Below are 24792 nucleotides of genomic sequence, written 5' to 3'. Positions count from 1 at the left end.
GTGCATTATGATGCACTACGTGGATGAAAGCGCGGAGACGTTGGCGCGTGCGATCGGCACGCGGGTGAAGCACGAGCGGCGCGCCAAAGCGTGGACTCTCGATCAACTCGCTGCGCACGCCGGAGTGAGCCGGCGAATGGTCGTGAATGTCGAGCAAGGGTCGGTGAACCCGAGTGTCGGCACTCTACTGCGGCTTTCCGACGCGCTCGGCGTCGGCCTGCCGGCGCTCGTGGAGCCGCCCGCCGCGAAGGTCGCGAAGGTGATTCGGCGCGAAGACGGCGCGGTGCTGTGGACCGGCGCTGCCGGTGGCCGCGGTGTGCTGGTGGCCGGCACGGAGCCGCCCAACGTGGTCGAGCTGTGGGATTGGACGCTCTCACCGGGTGAGCGTCACACGAGCGAGGCGCATGCAGCTGGCACGCGGGAGCTGCTCCAGGTCCAGCAGGGCACGATCACGGTCGAAGTCGACGGAGACGCCCACACGCTCGAAGGAGGAGACGCGCTGACGTTCTACGGCGACGTCGACCACTCGTATTCCAACGCGAGCCACGCTCTCGCCCGGTTCACGCTCGCCGTGTACGAGCCCGGGGTGGGGCACGCTCACAGAACAGAGACCCACGATGCCTGAACTCCAGTCCCCAGAGGCGTTCCTCGCCGCGTGCGAGGTGGAATCTGCCGTGTTCGAGCTGCGGCCGGATTACCGTGCGCTGCTGCTCGTCGTCGACGGTCTCGATCCAGACGCCGCATCCTCGTCAGCCGACGAGTTGATCGACCGAGCCGAGGCCCACGCCCGTGCGCTGCTGGATACATCGCCCGTGGAGGACCTCCCCCACATCGCCGCGTGGAGGGACGCCTACCGCTCGTTCGGTGCGAAGCCGCAGCGCACACGCAACAGCCTCGAAGCACTCACTCGCCGTGCCGCACAGGGCCTGCCGCGGGTGAATGCGCTCACGGATGTCTACAACGCGATCTCGGTGCTCCACCAGGTGCCGATCGGCGGCGAGGACTTCCACCGGTACGAAGGCCCCGCGCGTCTCGTGCGCGCGGTCGGCGAGGAGCCCTTCGACGCAGTCGCCAACGGCGAGTCCGTGATCGAGCACCCCGAGGCCGGCGAGGTCGTCTGGTGCGACGACGCCGGGGTCACGTGCCGGCGTTGGAACTGGCGGCAGGGCCGCCGCACCGGGCTCTCCGATCAGACCCGGGCGGCATTCTTCATCCTCGACGTGCTCGCCCCGGTCACCGATCTGGAGCTGACCGCAGCCGCAGACGCCCTGGCACAGCCGCTGTCTGCTCTCGGTTCCGAGATTCGTATCTCGCGACGGCTGGTGGATGCTCCATGATCGGCGGACGCAGCGCGCGCCGGATCCCACCGTGGTCGATGGCGGTGACGGCCATGCTCGCCGTGCAGCTCGCCAACGCCCTCTCGGTCCCGGTGATCGAGCAGGTCGGAGCAGGAGGCACGGCCTGGCTGCGGATGTGCTTCGGGGCGGTCTTCCTTTGGATGATCGCCCGCCCGGCGATCCGCTCTCTTCGCCGTCAAGATCTCCCGGCGCTGCTCGCCCTCGGTGTGGTCACCGGATTCATGACGACGCTCTTCCTCGCCGCCGTCGAACGCATTCCGCTGGGCACTGCGGTCGCGATCGAGTTCCTCGGCCCGCTGACCGTGGCGGGTCTGATGAGCAAGAACCGCAAGGCGCTCGTGTGGCCGCTGCTCGCCTTCGTCGGCGTCGTCCTGCTCACGGAGCCCTGGCATGGAGACATCGATCTCGCAGGTGTCGGGTTCGCCCTGGCTGCGGGTGCGTGCTGGGGGCTGTACAACGTGCTCACCCAGCACGTCGGCGACCGGTTCTCCGGAATCAGCGGGCTCTCGCTGACGATCCCCGTCGCGGCGCTGGCCACACTTCCCGTCGGGCTACCTCAGGTGATCGGCGGTGATCTCCTCTGGTGGGTGCTGCCCGCGGCCGCCGGGATCGCGCTGATCACCCCTGTGATCGCATTCGGGCTCGAAATGCTCGCCCTGCGCCGCATGACCCACACCTCGTTCGGCACGCTGCTCTCCATCGAGCCGGCTTTCGGCCTCCTCATCGGGTTGCTCGTGCTCGCTCAGACGCCCAGCCTCATGCAACTGCTCGGCATCGCCATCGTGATCCTCGCCGGGAGTGCGGCACAGCGCGACGGTGCTCGGACGACCACCACAGACCTCCCCGCTTCGGTGACGAAGGAGACCCCGTGACCACGACACCGAGGTACTCCTCGACGTTCATCTTCGAGGTCGGTGCGCTCGACGCTGACTTCCACCGCATCAACGACGAGGTCGCCCAGCGTGCACGCAAGATACCCGGATTCCTCGGAGAGGAGGCCTGGCACAACGAAGAGACCGGCCTGCACGCAGAGGTCTACTACTGGACCGACATGGATGCGCTCCGAGAGCTCGTCGGAATGGACACCCACCGGCTCGCGAAATCGCGCTTCGGCGAGTGGCTCGGTGAATACCGGGTCGTGATCTCTGAGGTGCGGTCGATCTACGGAAACCCGGCCCTCGGGCTCGAATACACGCCAGAAACTCAGGAAGAGTCGTGAGCATCTTCACCGGCCTGAGCGCCTTCCCCCTCACCCCGCTCCGCGACGACGCCCTCGATGACGCTGGAGAAGTCCCACTGCGAGGTCGGCCGCCTCACCGGTCGGCAACTCGATCGAGACGACGTGGCCGCGCTCGTCAGGCCCGAGCGGCTCGAGGGTCGCGAGCTGAGAGGTCAGCATCGTGGCGGGCATGAAGTGCCCTGTCCGCTGCCCGATCCGTTCGGCGAGGCGAGCCTCGCTGCCGTCCAGGTGGACGAAGTCGATGTCGGCCTCACTGTCCCGGCTCAGCACCTCCCGGTAGGAACGTCGCAGCGCCGAGCATGCGACGACGACCGCGTGTCCCGCCGCGTGCTCCTCTCGGATGCGTGCCGCGACCCGCGCGAGCCACGGCCAGCGGTCGTCATCGATGAGTGGGATTCCGGCAGCCATCCGGGCCTTGGCGTCCGCCGAGTGCAGGCTGTCAGCTTCGACGAAGACCGCCCCGAGCCGCTCGGCGATGGCGGCGGCGAGCGTCGATTTCCCTGAGCCCGCCACCCCCATCACCACGACGGCAGGCTGCGGGCCCGACGATGTTGCGCCGGTCATCGGTCACCAGTCATGAACGGTGCCGTCGAGGAGACGGTTGTACGGCAGGTAGGCCTGCTCGTACGGGTATTTTCCGGCTTCGTCCACGTTGAGCTCGACGCCGAGGCCGGGCTTGTCGCCGGGGTGCAGGTACCCGTCGTTCCAGGTGAAGGACTGCTCGAAGACCTGGTCGGTCTTCGCGCCGTGGCGCATGTACTCCTGGATGCCGAAGTTGTGGATCGACAGCCCGAGGTGCATGGCGGCGGCCATGCCGACCGGGGAGATATCGGTCGGGCCGTGCATGCCCGACTTGATCTGGTACATCGCCGCGTAGTCGAGCGTCTTCTTCAGCGGCGAGATGCCGCCCATGTGGGTGACCGCGCCGCGCACGTAGTCGATGAGCTGGTCGCGGATGATGTCCTTGAAGTCCCATACCGTGTTGAAGATCTCGCCGATCGCGAGCGGTGTCGTGGTGTGCTGGCGGACGAGGCGCAGGGCCTCCTGGTTCTCGGCCGGGGTGCAGTCCTCGAGCCAGAACAGGTCGTACGGCTCGAGATCCTTCCCGAGGCGCGCGGCCTGGATCGGCGTCATGCGGTGGTGCCCGTCATGCAGCAGCGGGATGTCGGGACCGAACTCGTTGCGGACCGCTTCGAACACGCCGGGCAGGTGGTTCAGGTAGGCGCGCGTATCCCAGTCCTCCTCGACCGGCTTGGCCCCGCGGCGTGCCGGCTCATGGTCGTATCGCACGGATGCGTCGCCGACATCGGCGCCTTGCGCCGCGATGCCGTAGATCGCCTTCAGCGTCGGCACACCCGTTTGCACGCGGATCGCGCGATAACCCTGCTCCTGATGGGAGCGGATGGAGTCGAACAGTTCGGGGAGCTCCTTGCCGGAGGCGTGCCCGTACGCCATCAGCCCGTTCCGCGAGGCGCCGCCGAGCAACTGGTACACCGGCATCCCGGCGGCCTTGCCCTTGATGTCCCACAGCGCCATGTCGACGGCCGCGATCGCAGCCATCGTGACGGGCCCGCGCCGCCAGTACGCGGAACGGTAGAGGAACTGCCAGGTGTCCTCGATCCTCGCGGCATCCGCTCCGATGAGCAGGGGCACGACGTGTTCGGTCAGGTACGCGACGACGGCGAGTTCGCGGCCGTTCAGGGTCGCGTCGCCGAGGCCGGTCAGCCCGTCTGCCGTCGTGATCTTGAGGGTGACGAAGTTGCGGTCGGGGCTGGTGACGATGACCTCAGCCTGGTCGATGATCATGCTCATGGTGTTGCTCCGTGGATCGTGGGTGAGCGGGTTTTCGGGGTCAGGATGCCTCGAGCGCGGTGACCGCGTCGGCGACGTGTGCGGCGAAGCCGGCGTCATCTGCGAGGCGTGCGTCCAATGCGGCGAGCAGGGTGTCCCGGGCGGATGCATCGAGGTCGGCGATCGCGGGCTGGTCGATGCCGTCCGGGACCGGTGCCCAGCCGGCGCGCACGCCGAGCATCCACGCGGCGATCGCGGCGGCGCAACCGGGCGCCTCGTGCCCGGACGCGAGTCGGCCGAGCGCGACGGGCACGATGCGCAACCGCATCTTGGTGGTCGAGTCCTGCGCGATCTGCGCGAGACGGTGCTCGATGCGGGGGTTGCGGAAGCGTTCGAGGAGCGCGGCCCGGTAGTCGGCGAGGTCGAAGCCGGGAAGCTGACGGGCGTCGTCGTCCCAGAGCGCTTCGACGAGGTCGCGGCAGACCGGGTCCTCGATCGCGGCCGAGACGACGGTGTGGCCGCGGGTCTGGCCGAAGGTCGCGAGCACGGTATGGGCGCCGTTCAGCATCCAGAGCTTGCGGTTCTCCCACGGGGCGATCTCGTCGACGAACCTGGCGCCCGAGGATTCCCAGTCCGGGCGGCCGGCGGGGAAGTCTCCCTCGAGCACCCAGTCGGAGAACGGCTCGGTCACGACCGGAGCTGCGTCGAGCCATCCGGTGGCCTCGAGGACGGCGTGCGACTCGGCATCGGCGTCGATCGCCGGCGTGATGCGGTCGATCGACGTCGAGACGACCGAGACCGACCCCCTCAACCATGCGGCGAGGTCGGGCGAGGTCCGGCCGGCGAGGTCGGCCAGCGCGCGTCCCAGGAGCCCGCCGTTGTCGGGCAGGTTGTCGCAGGGCACGAGCGCGATCGGGCCCGCGCCAGTGCGACGCCTGGCGTCGAGGGCGAGCAGAACCCGTCCGAGCGCGGTCGCGGGCCGGGCGGTGTCGGTCGTGTCGCCAGGGGCGTCGCGCGTGAACGCGTTCCGAAGCAGTTCGACGTCGGATGCCACGGCCTCATCCTCGAGGTCCGGAGTACCGTCGGCGGAGAGCCGGTAGCCGGCCTCGGTGATCGTGAGCGTGAGGATCGCGACCTGAGGGTCGGCGACGGCCGTGACGAACCCGCGCACGTCGTCGCCGGCTTCGACGCGCACGATCGATGGAATCAGCTCGAACCGGTCGCCGTCCGCGGCGCGCTCGACGAGTGTGTACAGGCCGTCCTGCGGGCCGAGCCGGTCGACGAGGTCGCGGCTGCGACCGGTGAACGCGGCGATCCCCCACTCGTCGGCATCGGCCGCGTGCGCCGTGTACCAGGCCTGGTGCGCGCGATGGAACGCGCCGAGACCCAAGTGCACGATCCGCTCCGGCGGAGTCGGGACCCCCGCCGCGGCACGCGACAGGCGCATGTCGGCGAGAGCTGTCGTGGTGGCGGTCACAGCTTGAAGACCTCTCGGGGAATGGCGTCGACCAGGTCATCGATGATGCGCTCCGCGGCATCCATGCGCACCCGTCCCTCGACGACCAGACGCGCGAGGAACCCGGCGTCGACCCGTCGGGCCGTGTCGTGACGTGCCGGGATCGACAGGAATGCCCGCGTGTCGTCGATGAACCCGCTCGAGCGGTAGAAGCCCGCGGTCTCGGTCACGGCGGCGCGGTGTCGGGCGATCGCGTCGGGCGCGTCGAGGAACCACCACGGTGCACCCAGGTACACGCTCGGGTAGAACCCTGCGAGCGGCGCGAGGTCACGGGAGTAGGTGGTCTCGTCGACCGCGAACAGCACGAGATGGAAGTCAGGCTCCAGGCCGTACCGCTCCAGCAGCGGTCGGATGCCGCGGGTGAACTCGGTCGCGACGGGGATGTCGTGACCGCTGTCCGGTCCGAACCGGGCGTGCGTGGCGCTCGAGTGGTTGCGGAGCACACCCGGGTGGATCGTCATCACGAGTCCGTCGGCCACGCTCATGCGCGCCATCTGCACGAGCATGTGCCCGCGGAACGCACGCCGCTCCCCCGCACTCGCGTGACCGGCGACCACAGCTTGGAAGAGCCGCTCACCCTCTGCAGGGTCGAGGTCGACCGTGAACAACTCCTCGACCCCGTGATCCGTCGAGACCGCCCCGTGCCGGATGAAGTGCGCACGCCGGTCTTCGATCCCGCCGAGGTACCCGGCGAAGTCACCGGGCCGTCCGGTCGCGGCGAGCAGTCGCTCGACGTTGCCCGCGAACCCGACCGCATCGGGATCGAGATACCGGTCCGGCCGGAACGTCGGAACCACCCGCCCGGGGAGGCCGGATGCCGCGAGTGCGGCGTGCTCGGACAGGTCGTCGAGCGGGTCGTCGGTGGTCGCGAGGAATTCGATGCCGAATCGCTCGAAGAGCGCGCGCGGTCGGAACTCCGGACGCACCAGCGCCGCGGCGATCTCGTCGTAGATCGCATCTGCCGTGTCCGGGCCGAGCGGGGTCGTGATGCCGAAGACCCCGTCGAGCTCCTCCTCGATCCAGTACCCCGACGCCGTGCCCGCGAACCGGTGCCAGTGCGCCGCGAGCGTGCGCCACACCGTGCGAGCATCGCGCCCGGCCGCCTCGTCCACGACCAGGTCGGCGAGGTCGACCCCTGCGGCGTGCAGGAGGCGGGTCACGTAGTGGTCACCCGTGACCAGCAACGCCACCGGATCCGCGTACGGCTCGTCGTCGAGCAGCAGCGACGGCGGCACATGTCCGTGCGGCGAGATGATCGGACTCCCCGCCACGCGCTCGTACAGATCGAGTGCGACGGCACGGGTCGTCGGGTCGACCGGCAGCAACCTGGCGGGATTTCGGGACGGCGATGTCATTTGGCGATGAGGTTGAGCTGGGCGTTCAACGCGGCGACGTGCTCGATGGACACGCCACCGGCTTGCTTGATGAGCTTCTCCACGCTCATCCGGTCGACGATGGCCTGCATGGCCGGCGGGATCTCGACGCCCTGACCGACCTCACCACGACTCGTCGACACGGCTTCGAGGACCTTGGAGATCACGCGGGCACCGTCCTCGGACTGCTTGATGTCGCCGAGCGAGTCGCGAACGGAGAAGTACCCGATCGGGCTCGGCAGCTCGGCCTCGTCGAACCAGTTCGCGATGGACGTCGTGGGCATCACACTCGCCGCAGGAACCTCGTCCACCCGGCGGAGCACGATGGTGTCGGCAAGATCGCCGGAGCGGGCGGTGATCTCGTGCTCGCCGGTCAGGGGGACCCGGAAGCGGAAGGTCCGACGACCCTCGACCGCGCCGACCTCGACCCCGTCGACCGACAGCACGACCCGCTCCTGGTTCGAATACACGATCACCTCGGTGACATCCTCCGCCCGTTCGGCGCGACGACGACCCGCGACATGCACGAACGGCTCGCTCGACCACGCCGCCTTGTACACGTAGAAGGCGTCCTTCTTCAACGATCGGTCGAACGAGACGAGCCCCTTCTGGTTGCGGCCCGCAACACCGCCCTCGTCACGACCGGCGGACCCGAAGTCCGCGAGGTTCCACACGTGCGTGGCCCACAGCCACGGCCGCGCCTCGATCATGCCGACCATGTGCTCGTGGTACGACGCCTGGTACCCCTCGGTGTAGTCGCCCTTCTCGGGAGCGGCCGACTGGAACTGCGCGTTCGCATCCGCCCCGTACTCTGCGAGTCCGATCGCGATCTCGGGGTACGCCGCGTGGAAGTCGTCGAGCCAGGTGTCGTTGTCGGCGACCTCGCCGACGTACCACCCGAAGTAGAGGTTGTACGACATGACGTCGGGCAGACCGACCAGCGGATGGTCGGTCTCGAGGAGGAACAGGTTCGCCATGGCGGTCAGGCGGGTCGGATCGAGCTCGTGCGCGAGATCGTTCAACTCGCGGTGGGCGGCGAGCACGTCCTCGCCCGATCCGGCCAGGGTGATCTCGTTCGACAAGCCCCACGAGATGATGCTCGCGTGGTGGCGGTTCTGCACGATCAGCTCGGTGAGCTGATCGCGAGCGTTCTCGGTCGCTCCGGGGAGGAAGACGGTGATCTGCGGGATCTCCGCCCACACGACCAGACCAGCCTCGTCGCAGAGGTCGTAGAAGCGCTGGTCGTGCTGGTAGTGCGCGAGCCGCACGGTCGTCGCACCGAGCTCCAGGACCAACGCGAGATCCTGCTGCTTGACCTCCTCCGTGATCGCGTTGCCGACGCCCTCGAAGTCCTGATGACGCGACACTCCGCGAAGCGGGTACTCCTCGCCGTTCAGCAGGAAGCCGCGATGCGGGTCGACCTCGAACTCGCGGCAGCCGAACCGCAGCTCGACCTCGTCGAGCACCGCGTCGCCGGCGAGGAGTTCGGCTCGGGCCGTGTAGAGGTGCGGGTCGCGCAGCCCGTGCCAACGGTGCACGAGCTCGATCGAAAGCGTCGCGTTCGCCTCACCGCCGACGAGCGGCACCGTCACGGTCGCTTCGCCGTCGATGGCGAAGCGCACCCCGGTCGCAGATCCGCCGGAGGTCGTGACCACCGCCGCACTGAGCGCGACCTCGGCGCGGTCGCCGTCGAGGTCCGTGCTGACGATCAGGCCGGGGCCGCCGTTGTCGGCGAGGTCGAAGTGTTCGCGCCCGACGGTGATCTGGCGCACCTCGCGGTAGATGCCGCCGTAGAAGGTGAAGTCGGCCTGCTGCGGGTACACCCGCTCGTTCTTCGCGTTGTCCACGATCACGACGAGCGTTCCCGATCCGTCCGCGAGCCCGTCCGTCAGGTTCACGCGGAAGGTCGAGTAACCGCCGTCATGAGTGGTGAGGAGGCGTCCGTCCAGGTACACCTCGGCCGACGAGTTCACGCCCGCGAACTCGACCCAGGTCTCGACATCGGACTCATCGGCCTCGATCACCCGTGCATACGTCGAGCGACCGCGACGGTACTCGCCGCCGGCCTGTCCGTCGATCGCGTTCCAGGTGTGCGGCAGCACGACCTGCTCCCCCGCGGCCGCGATCTCGTCCCAACTCGACCCCGCGGGCAGCTCGACCGGCGAGTACGCCCACCCCTCGTGGATCGTCGTGGCCCGGCGGGCGTCGGTGGCAGCGGGCTGCGGCATGGGAGTCTCCTTCGACGAGAGTTCGCCGGCGCACGCCGGCTGGGCTCAACCACGATACGAACCACGAACCGGAGGATGATAGAACTGATCACGCGCGATCAGAACTGATTCGGCACACTCTTGCAGGTCACACGAACCGAGGCACCTCGATGACGACGACGTCGCATGCGCAAGCGCATCCGCAGGATGCCCTCGAGCCCATCGCGGCCGCGGTGGCCGAGGTCCTGAGCTGCCCGATCGAACTCACGACCGACATCGCACCGGCGCTCGAGGCGTTCGAGTCGGCGCATTGCCTCGACCCGCGCATCCAACCTGCCTTCACTGCGTCGGTGCTCCGAGGGTTCGTGCGCGACATGGACCGGCAGGTGGTGCATGAGATCCGTGAGCCGCTCGGGATGGCGATCGCACTCGTCCGCTGGGATGACCGCCTGCTCGTCATCGGCCCGTATACGCACGAGCCCATGCATCCGGGTGTCGCGGAAGAGGCCATGAGCCGGTTGGGCATTCCCAGTGCCCACCTCCCGATCTACAAGCACTACCGCACCAGGTACGCGATCGTCGACGCCGAGTACGTCTACCGCGGAGCTGCCAGCCTGCTTCGCGCAGGTGGCGGCGAGGACGCGCTCGGCAGCCTTCGCGAGGTCGAGGCCGAAGGCGGGACGATCGCCCCTGGGGTCGGCGAGGCTCTGCAATCCGCCGCATTCACCGTGATCGAAGAGCGGTACCGACTCGAACGGGAGTTCATGGACGCGGTCGAGGAGGGCTCTTCCGAACGGGCACTCTCCGCCTTGCAACGCATGGGTCGGATGCCGCAGACGATCAGCTACCTGAACACGCCGTTCCTCGGCACGACCATCTTGCGGATCATGGCCCGCGTCGCGGCGCAGCGCGGCGGGCTGCCGCCGGTGACCGTCGACGCGATCTCACAGGAGTATGCGCAACGGCTGCACCGCATCGGCCATTCTTCTGACCCGAAACGCTCCGCCTCGTTCACCGCGCAGATGGTCACGGAATTCTGCCGGTACGTCCGACGCCACAACCAGCGCGAGTATCCGCCGCTCGTACGGCGCGTCGCCGACGAGATCGACCTCCATCTCAGCAGCCATGTCTCGACGACCGAGCTCGCGGACCGGCTCGGAGTGTCCGCCTCCACGCTCGCGCGCCGCTTCAAGTCGGCCACCGGCATGACCATCGTCGCGTACACAGCCCAGCAGCGGGCCGAGCGCGCGGCCCGACTGCTCGCCACGACGACGCAGAGCGTGCGCGATATCGCGCTGTTCGTCGGCTACGACGACGCGAACTACTTCGTCAAGGTCTTTCGAGAGTCGCACGGGATGACGCCGACCGCCTATCGCGAGGCCCACACGGCCTGACGCGCTCGAAGGCCGCGGATCTGCGATCCGCGGCCTTCGAGATCGGCGCTCGTCAGGCGAGCACGCCCTCGGTTTCGATGTCCGCCGCCTGCAGCGCTTCCTTCTTCTCGGCGACCCGCTTCTGCACCTCGATCATCTCGGTTCGGTCGAGCTTGTAGCCGCGCATGGCGATCAGCGAGATCGCCCATCCGAGGATCGGCAGGCCGAAGAACAACGCGAGACTCATCAGCAGGATCGCCGTCGACGGGCTGTCAGTGGGCTGGGGCATCACCGCCGTGAACCCGATCAGGGCGACGGCGCCGAGAGCCAGCGCTGCCCCGAGCGACGAGATGACCTGGTCGACGATGTTGTACGTCGCCGTGACCGTGGCCGGCAGGAACTTACCTGAGCGGTCGAGCTCGTAGTCGATGACGTCGGCCCGCATGGCGCCCTGCGCGACGGTGACCACCATCGAGGTGCCGTTCAGCAGCAGGTAGACGAGGAAGAACCCGATCGTGAGCCCCAAGTTGCCGAGAATGGAGCCCATGTCGACCACCAGGCAGAACACGGTCAGCATCACGGCGAGAATCAGGCAGAGCCAGGTCCACGTGATGGTGGCGGCCCTGGAGCCGTGCTTGCCGGTGTAGCGCGAACCGAAGATCGCGAACACGATTCCCGGGAGGATCGCGATGAGGCCGAGCACCGATCCGAGCTGCATGTTGCCGAGCAGGATGCCCCACATGAGCGTCCCGATGACGGCCTGCGACTTCACCACCTGGGCGAGCTTGTCGGCCGCGCCGCTGATCAGGTAGCGCTGGAACGGCCCGTTCTTGGTCAGCAGGTTCCACATGTCGCGCATCGAGACGTCGGCCTTGGCGCGGTCGACCGAGACGTGGGCGAAGTTCTCGGGCTTGTCGACGCGGGAGACGCCGACGCAGGCGAGAACCTGGAAGACCAGCGAGCAGGCCACGTAGGTGAGCGCGGTCTCGCTCAGCATCTCGACCGTGAACTGGTTGCCGTGGCGCGGCAGGAAGACCACCGTCGAGAGGATCGAGAAGATCGCGGGCACGAAGTACGCGTAGACGGTGGCCCACACCTGCACGGACGGCCGCTGCCGAGGGTCGTTGGTGAGCACCGGTCCGGTCATCTGCCCGGCGATGTCGTTCATCGAGGACCCGACGATGTAGACGACGTAGATCGCGATGAAGAACACGGCGCCGAACCCACTGTCGGGGGCCCAGACGAAGAGCAGCAGGATCGCAAGGGATCGGATCGCCCACCCACCGAGCATGAAGAAGCGCAGCTTGCCGAACCGGAAGTCGACCTTCTCGATGATCAGCCCGAGCAGCGGGTCGATGAGTCCGTCGAAGACGCGGGTGAGCGTGAGGATGAGCCCCGCCGCGACGACCGCGATGCCGTAGCCGGCGTTCTGCAGGTAGCTCATGAGGCCGACGAGGACGTAGAAGATCATCGCCGAGCCGTTGTTCATCTGGGAGAGGGCGATCTCCCACGTCTTGGCGCGACGGTAGGTGACGCCGTCCGCCTCGCTGGCCGTCTGCTTCGGGTTACGCGCCATTGCGTGTTCGCTCCTTCGAGAATCCGCTCGGTCTGCCGACGGCTCATTCCGTCGGCCTCCTGATGAGCCGAAGGCAAGAGTAGGAAGACGAGCAGCCCGCCCGATAGAAGCCGCCGAGCGGACATAGAAGAGAACCGGCGCAACCTGCAGGCGCGGAGACAGCACCACATGACGAACGCGGGCCAGAGCGCATGCGACTGCGCTCTGGCCCGCGTCACCGGGAACTCCGGCCGTCACGCCTCGAGGAGTTCGCCCATCTGCTTCGCGATGAGCGTGGTCGCGAACCGCGGATTGAGGCGGGCCAGCCGGTCCATCGCCGCCGCGTCGGAGCCGATCGTGGCGCGGAATCGAGCCTTCTCGATCGCCGTGACGATCACCTTGCCCGCTTGGACCGGGCTGGTCGTCTTGTACGTGGCGGTCTCGGTCGATGCGTCGCCCGCCAGGCTGACTCCCGAGTTCGCCGCGATATCGGTGCCGATCGCGCCCGGGAACACGACGCCCACCTGCACGTTCGTGTCGAGGAGCTCCGCGTAGAGCGCCTCGGTCAGGAGCTTGACCGCGGCCTTGGAGGCGCCGTAGACGGCCTGGCCGGGCACAGGCGCGTAGGAGCCCATGCTCGCAACGTTGAGGATCGCCGCCTCAGGGCGCGCGAGCAGCGTCGGCAGGAACGCCTTGCACATGTTCATGACGCCGCCGAAGTTCACGTTCATGACCTTGTCGATCTCGGAGAACGGCAGGTCGACGACCTTCACGAACTGCTGGATCACGCCGGCGATGTTCACGATGCCGTCGACCTGACCGTGCACCGCCTCGACGGCGGCGGGAAGCCCCGCGACCGCCTCACGATCGGTGATGTTCACGACGTGGGGCGAGAAACGGTCGCCTGCCCCGGCGAGCCGGGCTGTCTCGGCGAGCCCGTCGGCGTTGAGATCGACGCCGGCGACCGATGCTCCGCCGGTGAGGAGGCGGAGCGTCGTCTCGCGTCCGATGCCGTTGCCGGCGCCGGTGACGACGAAGACCTTCTGTGCGATGTGCATGTTCGGTTCCTGTCTCTGAGAGGTGGGGGCTGGGTCAGTGGAGGCAGACCGCGGCGCCGGGTGTGACGCCGGCGCCGTTGAAGCTGTCGACGGCGAACCAATACGGATGCCCCGCGTTCAGCGACCCGACCTCGAGGTCGGTCCGGTCGTAGACGAGCCACGAGTGGTAGAGCTTGTCGGGCGAGAGCCCGTACCGCACGTTGTAGCCCACGACGCCCGGCACGGCGTCCCACCGCAACGAGGCCGTGCGCGGATCGCGCCGTTCGCCGCGGACGTCGGCCGCACCGGGAAGGGGCACGTCGGCGAGGCCGAACACCCGCAACCCGCTCACGGCGAAGGCACCGCCGAAGGGCATCGCGCCCGCGGTGACCCGGATGTACCGTGCACGTCGCGCCTCGGGCAGGACGACGAACGCGTGCGGGGCGTCCTCGCGCGTGCCGATCGTGTCGTGCACGACCGCCCATTCCACCCCATCGAGCGAGAGCTCGAGACGAGCCTCGGTCGGCTGCGGGTCCGGGAAGACGGCGCGCTTGCCGAACGTCGCCTTCGCGAGATCGCGGCGCTTGGGTGCGCGCGATGCGAGGCCGTGGTCGGCGAGGTTGACCTGCAGCGCGTGGACGGTCGCCTCGGCGCCGAGGTCGAGCTGCAGCCACTCCCCCGGTCGATCCGTGCCGGCGACCCACCAGGTGCGCACCGACTCGTCGGTCGCGAGCGCCGGGTCGTGCCCGTCGGCCGACGACGAGGCGATCGCGACAGCGCGGTGCGACAGGAGCATCCAACCCGGGGATGCCTCAGTCCACGGGTCGAACGCACGGTCGGGCACCTGCATCGGGTAGTCCGCGAAGTTCTGGTTGCAGAACAGCACGCCGTCATCGTCGAACCCGGCCGGGAACAGGCCGATCCGTCGCTCGAAATCGGCGTTGACCGAGACGCGCATGGTTGCGACATGCCACCAGTTGCCGTGCCGATCCTGGAAGGTGCTGCCGTGCCCCGCGCCTGTGATGAAGCCCCCGGGCTTCGACGAGAACGGGCTGTGCGGGTCGTACACGAACGGGCCGAGCGGCCCATCGCCCACGTAGGCGCCGTCGGCGTACGTGTTGAATTGCGTGCCCGGCCCCGCGTACTGCAGGTGGTACCGGTCACCGACGCGGGTCATGTACGCCCCCTCGATGAACGGCGCGTCGCCGATGTAGGCGTCCATCACCTTGCCCATCAGCCCGCGGCGCACGACGGGCACGTAGTCGTCGCCGGTTCGCTCCCATCCGCGGGTCTCAGTGTCGGCGGCGATCAGCGGCACGGGCTCGCCGATGCGCTGCAGCGTCGCACGGTCGAGCTCGACGCCCTGGATCGGTTCCTTGTGGGAGCAGCCCCAGTACAGGTAGAGCCGGCCGTCGTCGTCCTGGAAGGTGTCGGGGTCCCAGAACGCGATGTCGCTCGGGGCAACCTCCTCGAAGTCATCGGCGAGGGGATCGACGCTGCGGAAGAAGCGGCCATTCGTGCGCCGCGACGCCGTGAAGAGCAGCGCACCGTCGACCTCGCGGACGTCGGGCGCATAGTCGATCGCCGGGATCCTCTCGCTCGGCTGCAACGTCCACTCGACCAGGTCGTCGGAGTACCAGAACCCTCGGGTCATCGACGCGAACATGAAGTACCGGCCGCGGAAGAAGACGACCGTGGGGTCGGCCGCTTCGCGGTGCACGCTGCGACCGGCGAACGGCGTCCGCACGTCCTGATACCGGTAGGCGAGGTCGAGCGGGTTGCAGACGATCCGCGCGGTCACGAGGTCGCCCCCGCGGCATCCGTCGGCAGCAGCCCAGCCGGCGTACGAATCGCCTCCAGGTGCGCGATCGACGCGGCGATCGCGGTGAAGGCGTCCTCGACATGATCGAACTCGACGACCGGAAGACAGGTTGCAGGCGCGGCAGCGAGAGCCTCGTCGTTCGCCAGACGCCCCGACCCGAGCGCGCACTGCGTGAGCGCCGCAGGGTCGTAGTCACCACCGGCGGCGAAGACGTCGACCGCCCGGGCGGCATCCTTGAGATGCAGCGCGCGGACCCGGGAGCCGAGCCGCTCGACGAGCGCCGGCACATCCTGCCCCGCGGCCGCCGCCCAGTAGACGTCGAGCTCGAGGGCGACGCGCTCATCGAGGAGCGATACGAAATACTCGTACGCGGTCAGATCGCCGATGCGGTGATGGAACTCGAACGAGTGGTTGTGGTGGCCGACCACCAGCCCTTCGGCGGCGGCCAGCTCGACGAGCGCGTTCATCCGGTCGGCGGTCAGGGCGATGTCGTCGGCGGTACGCCAGCGGTCCGCGTCGACCATCGGGTCGATCAGGATGTCGGCGCCGAGCGCCCGCGCTGCGGCGAGGGCGGCGGAAGCGGGCGGCACCGGCACCTCGCGTCCGGCGAGCCTGATCGTGTCGGAGAGCAGCGGTGCGTGGGCGGTCGGGATCGCGAGCCCGTTCGCCGCCGCGGCGGCGGCGAGCTCTGCTGGGCGGTCGTACACCGAGAACGGCTCGACGGCCTGAGCGCCGGCGTCCGCGAGGCGCCCGAGCGTCGCATCCAGGTCGTCCAGTTCGTGGCGCACCGTGTACAGCTGCACGCTGATCGGTCGTGTGGTGAACACGTCCCTCAGACCGTCTCGCCCGCGTCGGCGAGGAGCGTGCTGCCCGTCATGATCATCGAGAGGTCGCTCGCGGCGAAGAGCACGACGCGCGCGATGTCGTCGGGGGTGCCCATGCGGCCGATCATGCTCGTGCTCATCACGTCGAGCGGCGGCATCTCGACGCCGGCCGCGGCCGCCGCCTCGGCGCCGGCCTTCGCCGCCGCGAGGTTGCCCTCGGTCGGCACGAAGCTCGGCGCGACGCCGAGCACGCGGATGCCGAGGGGTGCCAGGTCGACCGCGAGCGACTTCGTCATGCCGAGCGCCGCATGCTTCGATCCCACGTAGGCGGCCATGCCCGGGAACGCCACCTGCACGCCCGCCGTCGAGATGATGTTGACGATGACGCCGCCGGATCCGCCGGCCGACATGCGACGCGCGGCTTCACGCGAACCGAGGAACACGCCTCGTGCGTTGACCGCGAACGTTGCGTCCCACATCTCGTCGGGCATCATCGTGACAGGCGCGTTCGGGAAGATCCCGGCGTTGTTGACCCAGACGTCGATGCCGCCGAGTTCGGCGACCGCGAGGTCTGCGGCGGCCGCGACCGAGGCCGCGTCGGTGACGTCGGCGTGCGTGCTCGCGACGCGAACACCGTATCGGTCGGCGAGCTCCGCTGCGGCGGCGCGCGCGGCGTCCTCGTTCAGGTCGATCAGCAGGAGGTCTGCACCGGCTTCGGCCAGACGCGCCGCGATGGCCTTACCCAGCCCCTGTGCGGCACCGGTGACGACGGCGCGGCGGCCGGCGAGCGAGAGCAGGTCGGTCAGCGACCGAGTCGAGACGTCTGCGAACGGGAAGCTCACGCTGCGACCTCCGCCGACTCGAGCCCGTTGCGCTGGGCGACCGCGCCGAGCCAGGCGAGGCTCGGCTTCGGGGTGCGCACGAACGTGTCGCGGTCGACCGCGATGAGCCCGAACGTCGGCTCCCAGTGGCCCCACTCGAAGTTGTCGAGCAGCGACCAGTGCAGGTAACCGCGCACGTCGATGCCGTGGGCGATCGTGTCTGCGAGGCCCCGCAGGGCTTCGTCGGTGTAGCGGATGCGCTGCGCGTCGTCGGCGGTCGCGATGCCGTTCTCAGTGATCACGATCGGGGTGTGCTCGCTCACCTCCCACGCGTGGCGCACCGCCATCGCGAGCGAGTCGGGACGGTAGGCGGTGCCGACGAGCGTGTTGTCGGGTGCGGGCGGGTGGGGCACGAGTCCGTTCGCGTCGACCTGCTGGGTCGAGTACGCCTGAACGCCGACGAATTCGTCGCCGCGGCTTCCCTCCCAGTACACGTCCTCCTTGCCGTAGCGGATCTGGAGGAGTTTCTCCTCGCCGCCGGGCGCCGCGGTCAGCGCGCCGGCCGCGATCGTCCAACCGACCTTCGCGCCGGTGCGCTCGCGTACGATCGCGCGGGCCGCATGGTGGATGCGGGTGAACAGGCGCCCGATCTCGGGATCGGCGTACGTGAGGAACTCGCTGTGGGTCTGCTTCTTCTCGTCGTCGCCGTCGGCCTCGACCGTGGGACTGGTCCACTCGCCGCCGGATGCCGCGAGGTGGCGCATCGCGGTCATGATGGCGGCCTGCATGTTCGGCTCGTTCATGGTCGCGACCCACTCGACGCCGTCGAGGATCGTGCAGGCCTGCTCGACATAGGCGCAGAACAGGTCCTGCGCGTCGGGGCCGTCCCAGCCGCCGAGCGCGGCGAACCACTGCGGCGTGGTGAAGTGCTGCAGCGTCACCACCGGGGTCACGCCATGCTCGAGGCAGCAGTCGATCAGGCGCCGGTAGTGCGCGAGCTCGGCCTTCGAGAAGTGCCCGCGCACCGGCTCGATGCGGGACCACTCCAGGCTGAACCGGTACGACGTCAGCCCGGCTTCTGCGAGCAGTCGGATGTCCTCGGCGTAGCGGTGGTAGCTGTCGACGGCGTCGCCGGAGAGCTCCATGCCGGGCATCATCTGCTCGCGCGCCCACCAATCGCTGTTCACGTTGTTGCCCTCGATCTGGTGGCCCGCAGTTGCGGCACCCCACAGGAATCCATCGGGGAAGGCGGTCATGGGTTCGTTCCTCTCGTTCGTTGAGCGGGTGTGATTTCGGTTCTGGATGCCGCGTGCCGATGCCGCGGCGACGGGGTCACGCCGTGGCGGGCGCGGCATCGTACGCGGGCAGTGGTGCCGAGGTCGTGAATCGGCCCGCCGGGATCCGGTGCTCGGTGCCGTCGGGCATCACCACGCGGGCACTCGTGCCCGACGGGATCTCGGCGGTCAGCGACATCCGCTCGCCCTCGATCCGCCACTCGACCGTGATCGAGCCCTGCGGGCCGTCGTGCGAACCACGTGCCCACGTGAGCCCGCCGCCCGGAACGGGCTCGATGACGACCTGCTCCCAGCCGATCGAGTCGGCGTCCTGCCGGAGCCCGAGAGTGTGGGTGTGCAGGAACCGCATCGCGGCGCCCTTGCTGTAGTGGTTCAGGGACTCGTGGGCGTCGCCGTGCTCGTCGATGCCCTCCCAGTCCTCCCAGACCGTGGTCGCGCCGCGGTCGAGCATGTACCGCCACGACGGCGCGCTGCGCTGCTGCAGGAGTTCGTACGCGACATCCGCCCGCCCGTGGTCTGCGAGCACCGGGAGCAGGTCGCCGGTCGCCAGGAAGCCGGTGCCGACGTGCGTGCCCGCCTCCCTGATCAGCGCGACGAGCTGGTCGGCCGCGGCCTCGCGCAGCTCGTCGGGCACGAGGCCGAACGCGAGGGCGCGGACATAGGCGGCCTGGGTGTCGGTCGCGGTCGTGCCGTCGGGGCGGAGGTACGCCTGCCGCCAGGCGTCGGCGATGCGCTCGGCGCTCGCCGCGTAGCGGGCGGCATCCTCGTCGCGGCCCAGGATGGCGCAGATGCGCGCGAGCGTCGCGGTCGACCGATGCAGGTAGGCCGTGCCGACCTCGCCCTTGTCCGCCATGAACCAGGCCATCGGATCGTGCTTGATCGGGTCGATGCGATTTCCATCGACATCGCGCTCCCGCGGTTCGGTCCATTCGCCCCAGTGGAAGGTGCCGTCCCAGAGGTACTGCTCGAACGGCTGGGGCTCGGCGGAGGCCTGCACGCGGGCGAAGTGCCTGGTCGTGCGCGCCTGCTCGAGCGCCCACTCGACCCAGCGCACCATCGCGCCGACGTTCTCGGCGAGCACCTGTTCGTCGCCGTACGCCTGGTAGAGCTCCCACGGCACGGCGACGATCGCGTCGCCCCAGCCCGACGAACCGGTCATCATCGCGAACTGGTCGTCGAGGTGGTGCTTGATGCGCCGGCCGTCGGGCGAGAAGTTCGCGATGCGACCGTCGTCGAGCTGGTCGTCACGCACCGACCGCAGCCACTTGCGGCTGAAGCCGTGCACGTCGTAGAGGCGCGTCGCCATCGGCGCGAAGACCTGGTAGTCGCCGGTCCAGGCGAGCCGCTCGCGGGTCGGGCAGTCGGTGGGCACGTCGACCGCGTTGCCGCGGAAGCTCCAGTCGGCGATCTCGTGCAGGCGGTTCAGGTCGTCGTCGCTGCACGCGAACGCGCCGGTACGGCGGAGGTCGGTCTGCACGATGCGCATCTCGAGGGATGCCGGTGCGAGCGTGCCGCCGTCGGACCTCGCGATCCGCGCGTACCGGAAGCCGTGCACGGTGTGGCGGGGCTCGAAGTCGCCCCCCTGCTCCCCCGCGACGACCTCGTCGCGCTGCACGAACGCCATGCGCCCCTCGGGCCGCTCGGAGTCGAGGTGCGACGTGTCGAGATCGCCGTCGCGGCCGAGCGCCTCGCCGTACTCGAGCACCGTGCGGGTGCCCGGTGCGCCGAGGTCGGTGAGTCGGATCCACCCGGACGCGTTCTGCCCGAAGTCGGCAAGCCACGCGCCGTCGGCGAGGCGGCGGAGCTCGACCGGCGTGCGCGTCTCGACGACGCGGACCGGTGGCGCGGGCGACCAGTCGATCGACGGTGCGTCGACGACATCGACGAGGACGGATGCCGCGGCCGCGCGCGGCGCCGAGAGGTCGAGGGTCTGCCCGTCCATGAGGTCGGCGCGCGTGATCGCCGAGCGGCGGCTCGTCCACGTCTCGTCGCTGACCACGACCCGCCGGGTACCGTCGGCGAACTCGAGGTGCAGTTCGATGCGGGCACCCAGCGTCGTGCCCCATCCCGCGGGGAGCCGGAACGCGCCGACCTGACCGCGGAACCAGCCGTCGGAGAGCTCGAGCTCGATCACGTTGACACCGTCGCGGACGAGGGCCGTGACGTCGGCGGCCTGCGCATAGAGCGTGCGGTCGTACGACGTGGAACCCGGCGCGAGCTCGACCGTGCCGACGCGCTCGCCGTTCACGGTTGCCGTGTAGAGCCCGAGCGCGGTCGAGTAGAGCCGTGCGGTCACGACCGCGCCGGCGACCGTGAAGCCGCCCGCGAGCACGTGGGCCGCGCGCCGCCCGTATCCAGGGTCGTCGTCGGAGCCGACGGGCGCCTCGACCGGCGAGATCCACTGCGCGGTCCAGTCTTCGTCGAGGAGACCCGCCTCGAACACCGCGAACGCGGACCACGCGGCATCCGTCGCTCCCTCGGACGCGACGCGAACGCGCCACCGCACCTGCTGACCGCTTCGCAGAGCCTGGAACGGCCAGACGACCAGGCGACGGCCGGTCACCTCGGCGACGAGCGGCTCAGCATCGTCGATCACGGCTTCGACCACATAGGCGGTGCGGATGTCGCGGTCGACGGGGTCCTTCCACGAGAGCCGCGGCGCAGCACTGGTGACGGTGAAACCGTCGCCGCCTGCGTCGACGGCCAGGTCGGAGGGTGCGGTGAGCATGATGGATCGCTTCCTTCGCTGATGCTGGGAGATCGGGGCGGGCGGCGCCCGGGTCAGCGGATCGACTTGACCTTGAGCAGGATGATGAGGCCGCCGACGAGGGCGAACACGCCGCCCGCGAGATACAGCAGCGTGTAGTTCTTCTCGCCGGCGATCGCACCGAGGGTGATCACCACGCCGGCGAGCATCGGAGCGATCGCGCTCGGGATCTTCTGAGCGAACTGGATGACGGCCATGTAGCGGCCCGCCTCGTTGCGCTCCGGGATGATCGCATACACGATCGCCTGGTCGACGGTCGCGAAGACGGCGATCGACAACTGCATGACGACCGCACCGGCGATGATCTGCGGAAGCGTCCACGCCGTGGCCTCGAGGACCGCGCCGACCACGAAGAGCACTGCGGCGATCATCACGAACAGGCGCCGGCGCTGGAGTTTGTCAGACAGGAACCCGCCCACGAGCGCGCCGATCGTCGCGGCGAGCACACCGACCATGCCGACGGTGGCGACCACTCCGGCGACCTCGCGAACGGGCATGTCCAGTCGCTGTGCATAGAAGAACGTGCCGAACGTGGTGTTGAAGTACAGGCCGATGAAGAAGATGAAACGACCGAGCCAGTTCCACGCGAAGTCGGGGTACTTGCGGATGTTGAAGCCGTAGCTCGAGACGACGGACCTGACCGTGACCTGCGTCGACGGAGCGAGGCCCTTCGAGCTGCCCTCGGGCTTGATGAGCGGGAAGAGCGCGAGCAGCACGGCGCCGATCGCGCCCGGCACGACGAAGACCAGGAACGTGTTCGACGACACCGCGTAGGCGACGCCGATGCCGAGCACCGGTGCGATCTGCGTCATGAGGCCGGTGAGGGCCGACACCTTGCCGCGTTGCGACTCGGGCAGTTTGTCGGCCTGGATCGTCTGGAGGGCCGCACCGGCGATCGACCAGCCGACCATGCCGAGCACCCAACCGGCACCGACGAACAGCAGGCTCGGCGCAAGGCCGATGACGACGAGTCCCGCGAGGCCGATCGCGGTGCCGAGGTAGATGAACGGGCTCCGGCGGCCGAACCGCGAGCGCGTGCGGTCGCTCCAGATGCCGACGAGCGGGCTGATGACGAGGTAGACGGCCTGTGCGATGCCCGTGATGAATCCCAGGAACTCTTCGTGGCCCGGCGCGAGCTCGGTGATCCGCACCGCGATGCCGTACGAGAGCGGGACCATCATCGCCATCGACGCCCCGAAGCTCGCGAGCATGAGCCAGACGATGTAGCCCTTGCTCATCGGCTGCTGCGGCTCGACCACGGCGCTGTCGACCACCGGCGCGACATTCGCGTCGGACACGGCGAGGCCGGCGGCGTGCTCCGCGCCCGGCTCGTTCTTCGTCACCATTGACTCCTTCATCGGTGAAGCCGACCACGCGATCGTACGCGGGCCGTGCTGAGGGATTCCTCAAAAGTAACCAGATTGGTTACCTTGTGGCCAAGAGTAACCACAGCGGTTACGATTGGCAAGTCGGCTTCGGATGCTGGTCTGCCAGACTCCATGAATGGGCCGACAGGGAGAAGACATGCACGGTTCGAACTCGTCGGTCATCGCGATGGCGTCGGACGGCGCGGCGCGGACCTCCGCGCCCCGGGGCCCCCGCGGGCCGTACGCGAGCACGCCGGCACGCCGCGCCGAGATCGTTCGCGCAGCACTCGCGAGCTTCGCCGAGCACGGGTACGAGCGCGCATCCCTCCGCGACATCGCTGCCAGGGCCAACCTGACGCACGCCGCACTCCTCCGGCACTTCGCCAGCAAGGACGATCTCCTCCTCGCCGCCCTCGCGCAGCGCGACGACGACGACGAGGAGATGGCGCGCCGCATCATGCAGTCGAAGGTCTCGGCCGAGCGCGTGCTCTCGAGCGTGCTCGCCGACGAGTTCTCCCACCCAGAACACCAGCGCAACTGGCTCGCGATCACAGTCGCCGCAACGAATCCCGAGCACCCTGCGCACGACTTCTTCATCGCGCGACGCGAGCGCATGCGCGTGCATTTCTCGAGCGGCCAACTCACCACCGCACACGACAGTGAAGAGCTCACCGCAGACGACAAGGTCACCATGCTCATGGCGATGATGGATGGACTTCGCATCCAGGCCCTCTTCGACCCGTCGCGCGAGACCCTGCCTCTGCTCGAGACGTTCATGCGCCTCATCACGACCGACGACGACCGGCGCGGCACCCTCGACGCATCGTCACGGTCGGACTGACCACGCGGACGCTGCGACACAGTGCAGCTTGCCCATGGATTGGAGGGGTGCGACCAGCCATCGGACAACCACCCGATCCGGCCGCGGCGTCGCGCTTGAGGTACCTTCGCGGGCAATTTCATCCGGGGGGAGGTACGGACACCCGAGTCCCAAGCACACCACTGACGATGCGGCTCACCCGGGAGCGCTCACGAACCCCGTCTTTGGTCGTACTGATTCTCCGGGTTGCGACGTGCGTTCGCCTTATCGCTGTGTCGTGAGGATTTCGGGGGCGCCGGTGGTGATCGCGATGGTGTGCTCGCTGTGCGCAGTGCGACAGCCGGTGGCGCTCCGCAGGGTCCATCCGTCAGCGTCGGTGATCAGGGCATCAGTGTCCTCCATTACCCAGGGTTCGAGCGCGAGAAGCAGGCCGGGGCGCAACTTGTAGCCGCGGCCGGGGCGGCCGGCGTTGGGCACATGGGGGTCGCCGTGCATGACGGAGCCGATGCCGTGCCCGCCGAATTCCGTGTTGATCGAGTAGCCGGCCTCCTCGAGCACGGAGCCGATGGCGTGGGAGATGTCGCCGATGCGATTGCCAGGACGAGCTGCGTCGATGGCTGCTGCAAGGGCCTCCTCCGTGGCCTCGATGAGTTGGAGGCTGCTCGCGGGTCGGGTCGGACCGACGATGAAGCTGATCGCGGCATCGGCCGCCATCCCATCCTTGAGTACGGCGAGGTCGAGGGTGAGCAGGTCTCCGTCTTCGAGCACGTAGTCGTGCGGCATCCCATGGAGAACGGCGTCGTTCACCGCCGTGCAGATGTAATGGCTGAAGGGCCCGTTCCCGAACGACGGCGCGTAGTCGACGTAGCAGGACCGCGCGCCCGCCTTGGCGATGAGCTGACGTGCCCAGTCATCGATGTCCAGGAGGTTCACCCCTACCGCCGCTCGTTCCCGCAACTCGCTCAGCGTGTTCGCGACCACTGCGCCGGCCGATCGAGCGCGGTCGAGGTCGGAGGTACGGAAGATCTCGATCATCGGGCGCTCCAGTCAGTGGTATGAAAATACCGGTCAAACTATACCGGTAGGCTTCGACTCATGATGATGGTTCGCTTGCCGCACAGCCCGGAGGCCATGGAGCGGGGCCGGCGTCTCGGTGCTCTCCTTCGGCGCGCCCGCGGGAACCGTTCGATTCTCGACGTCGCGTCGGCGGCGAGAATCTCGCCGGAGACCCTCCGCAAGATCGAGACCGGTCGAATGGTCACCCCCTCGTTCGCCACCGTCACCGCGGTCGCATCGGCTCTTGATCTCTCGCTTGATACGCTCGCTGCCGAGTCCAGCGTGACGGGCGTCGACCCAGTTGACCGCCTCTCCGTCTGAGGTCGGCCGACGGACGGTCAACGATCCTTCAGCGGACGTTATGAGTGAGCACTATGCGTCCGAAGACACTACCGAGGTCCGTCCGAACCGACCGACCTCGGTACGAACGTCGATCTCTACGAGACAGAGGCGCACATCCGGCGTTCAGCCGCGAGGACGCGTTCTTGTATTGCGGGGAAGCCGACGTGATCCAGCTGTGCCGGGCGACGAGCCATCTTCACGGGTAAGTGCAATACTCGTAGCACGCAC

General features: G+C 68.7%; 21 protein-coding genes. 7 read left to right on the top strand and 14 right to left on the bottom strand.

The window, feature by feature from the left end:
• Nucleotides 1-19: 19 nt before the first annotated feature.
• Genes ACR3IO_RS14530 through ACR3IO_RS14515 form a run of 4 tightly spaced genes read left to right on the top strand, consistent with a single transcriptional unit; the run spans nucleotide 20 to nucleotide 2577 of the window.
• Entirely contained in the window at nucleotides 20-625 is a 606-nt protein-coding gene (locus ACR3IO_RS14530; protein WP_434071923.1) for a helix-turn-helix domain-containing protein, read from the top strand.
• Nucleotides 618-1337 (top strand): B3/B4 domain-containing protein, encoded by a 720-nt coding sequence (locus ACR3IO_RS14525; RefSeq protein ID WP_434071922.1) that lies wholly within the window; start codon nucleotides 618-620, stop codon nucleotides 1335-1337. Before ACR3IO_RS14530 ends, ACR3IO_RS14525 begins: the two co-directional genes overlap by 8 nt.
• A complete protein-coding gene (locus ACR3IO_RS14520; RefSeq protein ID WP_434071921.1) occupies nucleotides 1334-2230 on the top strand; it encodes an EamA family transporter in 897 nt (298 codons plus the stop codon). Before ACR3IO_RS14525 ends, ACR3IO_RS14520 begins: the two co-directional genes overlap by 4 nt.
• Entirely contained in the window at nucleotides 2227-2577 is a 351-nt protein-coding gene (locus ACR3IO_RS14515; RefSeq protein WP_434071920.1) for an antibiotic biosynthesis monooxygenase family protein, read from the top strand. Before ACR3IO_RS14520 ends, ACR3IO_RS14515 begins: the two co-directional genes overlap by 4 nt.
• 30 nt (nucleotides 2578-2607) lie before the next feature.
• On the opposite strand, the gene ACR3IO_RS14510 is transcribed toward ACR3IO_RS14515, so the two are convergent.
• From ACR3IO_RS14510 to ACR3IO_RS14490, 5 genes are read right to left on the bottom strand one after another with little or no spacing between them, the layout of a single operon-like run.
• Nucleotides 2608-3162 carry a gluconokinase gene (locus tag ACR3IO_RS14510; protein ID WP_434071919.1) on the bottom strand — a complete coding sequence of 185 codons (555 nt, stop codon included), beginning with the start codon at nucleotides 3160-3162 and terminating at the stop codon, nucleotides 2608-2610.
• A 3-nt stretch (nucleotides 3163-3165) separates the two neighbouring features.
• Nucleotides 3166-4404: a D-mannonate dehydratase ManD gene (manD, locus tag ACR3IO_RS14505; RefSeq protein WP_434072021.1), complete on the bottom strand. Its 1239-nt coding sequence runs from the start codon at nucleotides 4402-4404 to the stop codon at nucleotides 3166-3168.
• 46 nt (nucleotides 4405-4450) lie between these two features.
• On the bottom strand, nucleotides 4451-5866 hold the full coding sequence (locus ACR3IO_RS14500; RefSeq protein ID WP_434071918.1) for a mannitol dehydrogenase family protein: 1416 nt from the start codon (nucleotides 5864-5866) through the stop codon (nucleotides 4451-4453).
• On the bottom strand, nucleotides 5863-7260 hold the full coding sequence (gene uxaC, locus ACR3IO_RS14495) for a glucuronate isomerase (protein WP_434071917.1): 1398 nt from the start codon (nucleotides 7258-7260) through the stop codon (nucleotides 5863-5865). Before uxaC ends, ACR3IO_RS14500 begins: the two co-directional genes overlap by 4 nt.
• Nucleotides 7257-9506 carry a glycoside hydrolase family 2 protein gene (locus tag ACR3IO_RS14490; RefSeq protein WP_434071916.1) on the bottom strand — a complete coding sequence of 750 codons (2250 nt, stop codon included), beginning with the start codon at nucleotides 9504-9506 and terminating at the stop codon, nucleotides 7257-7259. Before ACR3IO_RS14490 ends, uxaC begins: the two co-directional genes overlap by 4 nt.
• A gap of 212 nt (nucleotides 9507-9718) precedes the next feature.
• Between ACR3IO_RS14490 and ACR3IO_RS14485 the strand changes: the two genes are divergently transcribed.
• Nucleotides 9719-10879, top strand: coding sequence for a helix-turn-helix transcriptional regulator (locus ACR3IO_RS14485; protein WP_434071915.1), 1161 nt, complete (start codon nucleotides 9719-9721; stop codon nucleotides 10877-10879).
• 52 nt (nucleotides 10880-10931) lie between these two features.
• On the opposite strand, the gene ACR3IO_RS14480 is transcribed toward ACR3IO_RS14485, so the two are convergent.
• The 8 genes from ACR3IO_RS14480 to ACR3IO_RS14445 all read right to left on the bottom strand — a co-directional run bounded on the left by ACR3IO_RS14480 (nucleotide 10932) and on the right by ACR3IO_RS14445 (nucleotide 22325).
• Complete coding sequence (locus ACR3IO_RS14480; protein ID WP_434071914.1) at nucleotides 10932-12434, bottom strand: MFS transporter; 1503 nt, start codon at nucleotides 12432-12434, stop codon at nucleotides 10932-10934.
• Between the two features lie 233 nt (nucleotides 12435-12667).
• A complete protein-coding gene (locus ACR3IO_RS14475) occupies nucleotides 12668-13471 on the bottom strand; it encodes an SDR family NAD(P)-dependent oxidoreductase (RefSeq protein ID WP_434071913.1) in 804 nt (267 codons plus the stop codon).
• A 34-nt stretch (nucleotides 13472-13505) separates the two neighbouring features.
• Complete coding sequence (locus ACR3IO_RS14470; RefSeq protein ID WP_434071912.1) at nucleotides 13506-15251, bottom strand: family 43 glycosylhydrolase; 1746 nt, start codon at nucleotides 15249-15251, stop codon at nucleotides 13506-13508.
• Complete coding sequence (locus ACR3IO_RS14465) at nucleotides 15248-16099, bottom strand: sugar phosphate isomerase/epimerase family protein (RefSeq protein WP_434071911.1); 852 nt, start codon at nucleotides 16097-16099, stop codon at nucleotides 15248-15250. The genes ACR3IO_RS14470 and ACR3IO_RS14465 overlap by 4 nt, the downstream gene beginning before the upstream one ends.
• Before the next feature lie 5 nt (nucleotides 16100-16104).
• On the bottom strand, nucleotides 16105-16938 hold the full coding sequence (locus tag ACR3IO_RS14460; RefSeq protein WP_434071910.1) for an SDR family NAD(P)-dependent oxidoreductase: 834 nt from the start codon (nucleotides 16936-16938) through the stop codon (nucleotides 16105-16107).
• Nucleotides 16935-18173, bottom strand: coding sequence for a glycoside hydrolase family 1 protein (locus ACR3IO_RS14455; RefSeq protein WP_434071909.1), 1239 nt, complete (start codon nucleotides 18171-18173; stop codon nucleotides 16935-16937). Before ACR3IO_RS14455 ends, ACR3IO_RS14460 begins: the two co-directional genes overlap by 4 nt.
• 76 nt (nucleotides 18174-18249) lie before the next feature.
• On the bottom strand, nucleotides 18250-20940 hold the full coding sequence (locus ACR3IO_RS14450; RefSeq protein ID WP_434071908.1) for a family 78 glycoside hydrolase catalytic domain: 2691 nt from the start codon (nucleotides 20938-20940) through the stop codon (nucleotides 18250-18252).
• 53 nt (nucleotides 20941-20993) lie between these two features.
• On the bottom strand, nucleotides 20994-22325 hold the full coding sequence (locus ACR3IO_RS14445; RefSeq protein ID WP_434072020.1) for an MFS transporter: 1332 nt from the start codon (nucleotides 22323-22325) through the stop codon (nucleotides 20994-20996).
• Between the two features lie 178 nt (nucleotides 22326-22503).
• On the opposite strand from ACR3IO_RS14445, the gene ACR3IO_RS14440 reads away from it, so the two are divergent.
• A complete protein-coding gene (locus ACR3IO_RS14440) occupies nucleotides 22504-23187 on the top strand; it encodes a TetR/AcrR family transcriptional regulator (protein WP_434071907.1) in 684 nt (227 codons plus the stop codon).
• A gap of 243 nt (nucleotides 23188-23430) precedes the next feature.
• Here ACR3IO_RS14440 and map read toward each other — a convergent pair whose 3' ends face one another.
• The gene (gene map, locus ACR3IO_RS14435; RefSeq protein WP_434071906.1) at nucleotides 23431-24201 is read right to left on the bottom strand and encodes a type I methionyl aminopeptidase; all 771 of its coding nucleotides are present in this window, start codon (nucleotides 24199-24201) and stop codon (nucleotides 23431-23433) included.
• A 66-nt stretch (nucleotides 24202-24267) separates the two neighbouring features.
• Between map and ACR3IO_RS14430 the strand changes: the two genes are divergently transcribed.
• Nucleotides 24268-24543 (top strand): helix-turn-helix domain-containing protein, encoded by a 276-nt coding sequence (locus ACR3IO_RS14430; protein ID WP_434072019.1) that lies wholly within the window; start codon nucleotides 24268-24270, stop codon nucleotides 24541-24543.
• Nucleotides 24544-24792 lie beyond the last annotated feature (249 nt).

This window comes from Agromyces sp. Marseille-Q5079, from assembly GCF_051016555.1.
GTDB lineage: Bacteria > Actinomycetota > Actinomycetes > Actinomycetales > Microbacteriaceae > Agromyces.
The sequence above is the reverse complement of the archived record's forward strand: the minus strand, read 5'-3'. Positions and strand labels throughout refer to the sequence as shown.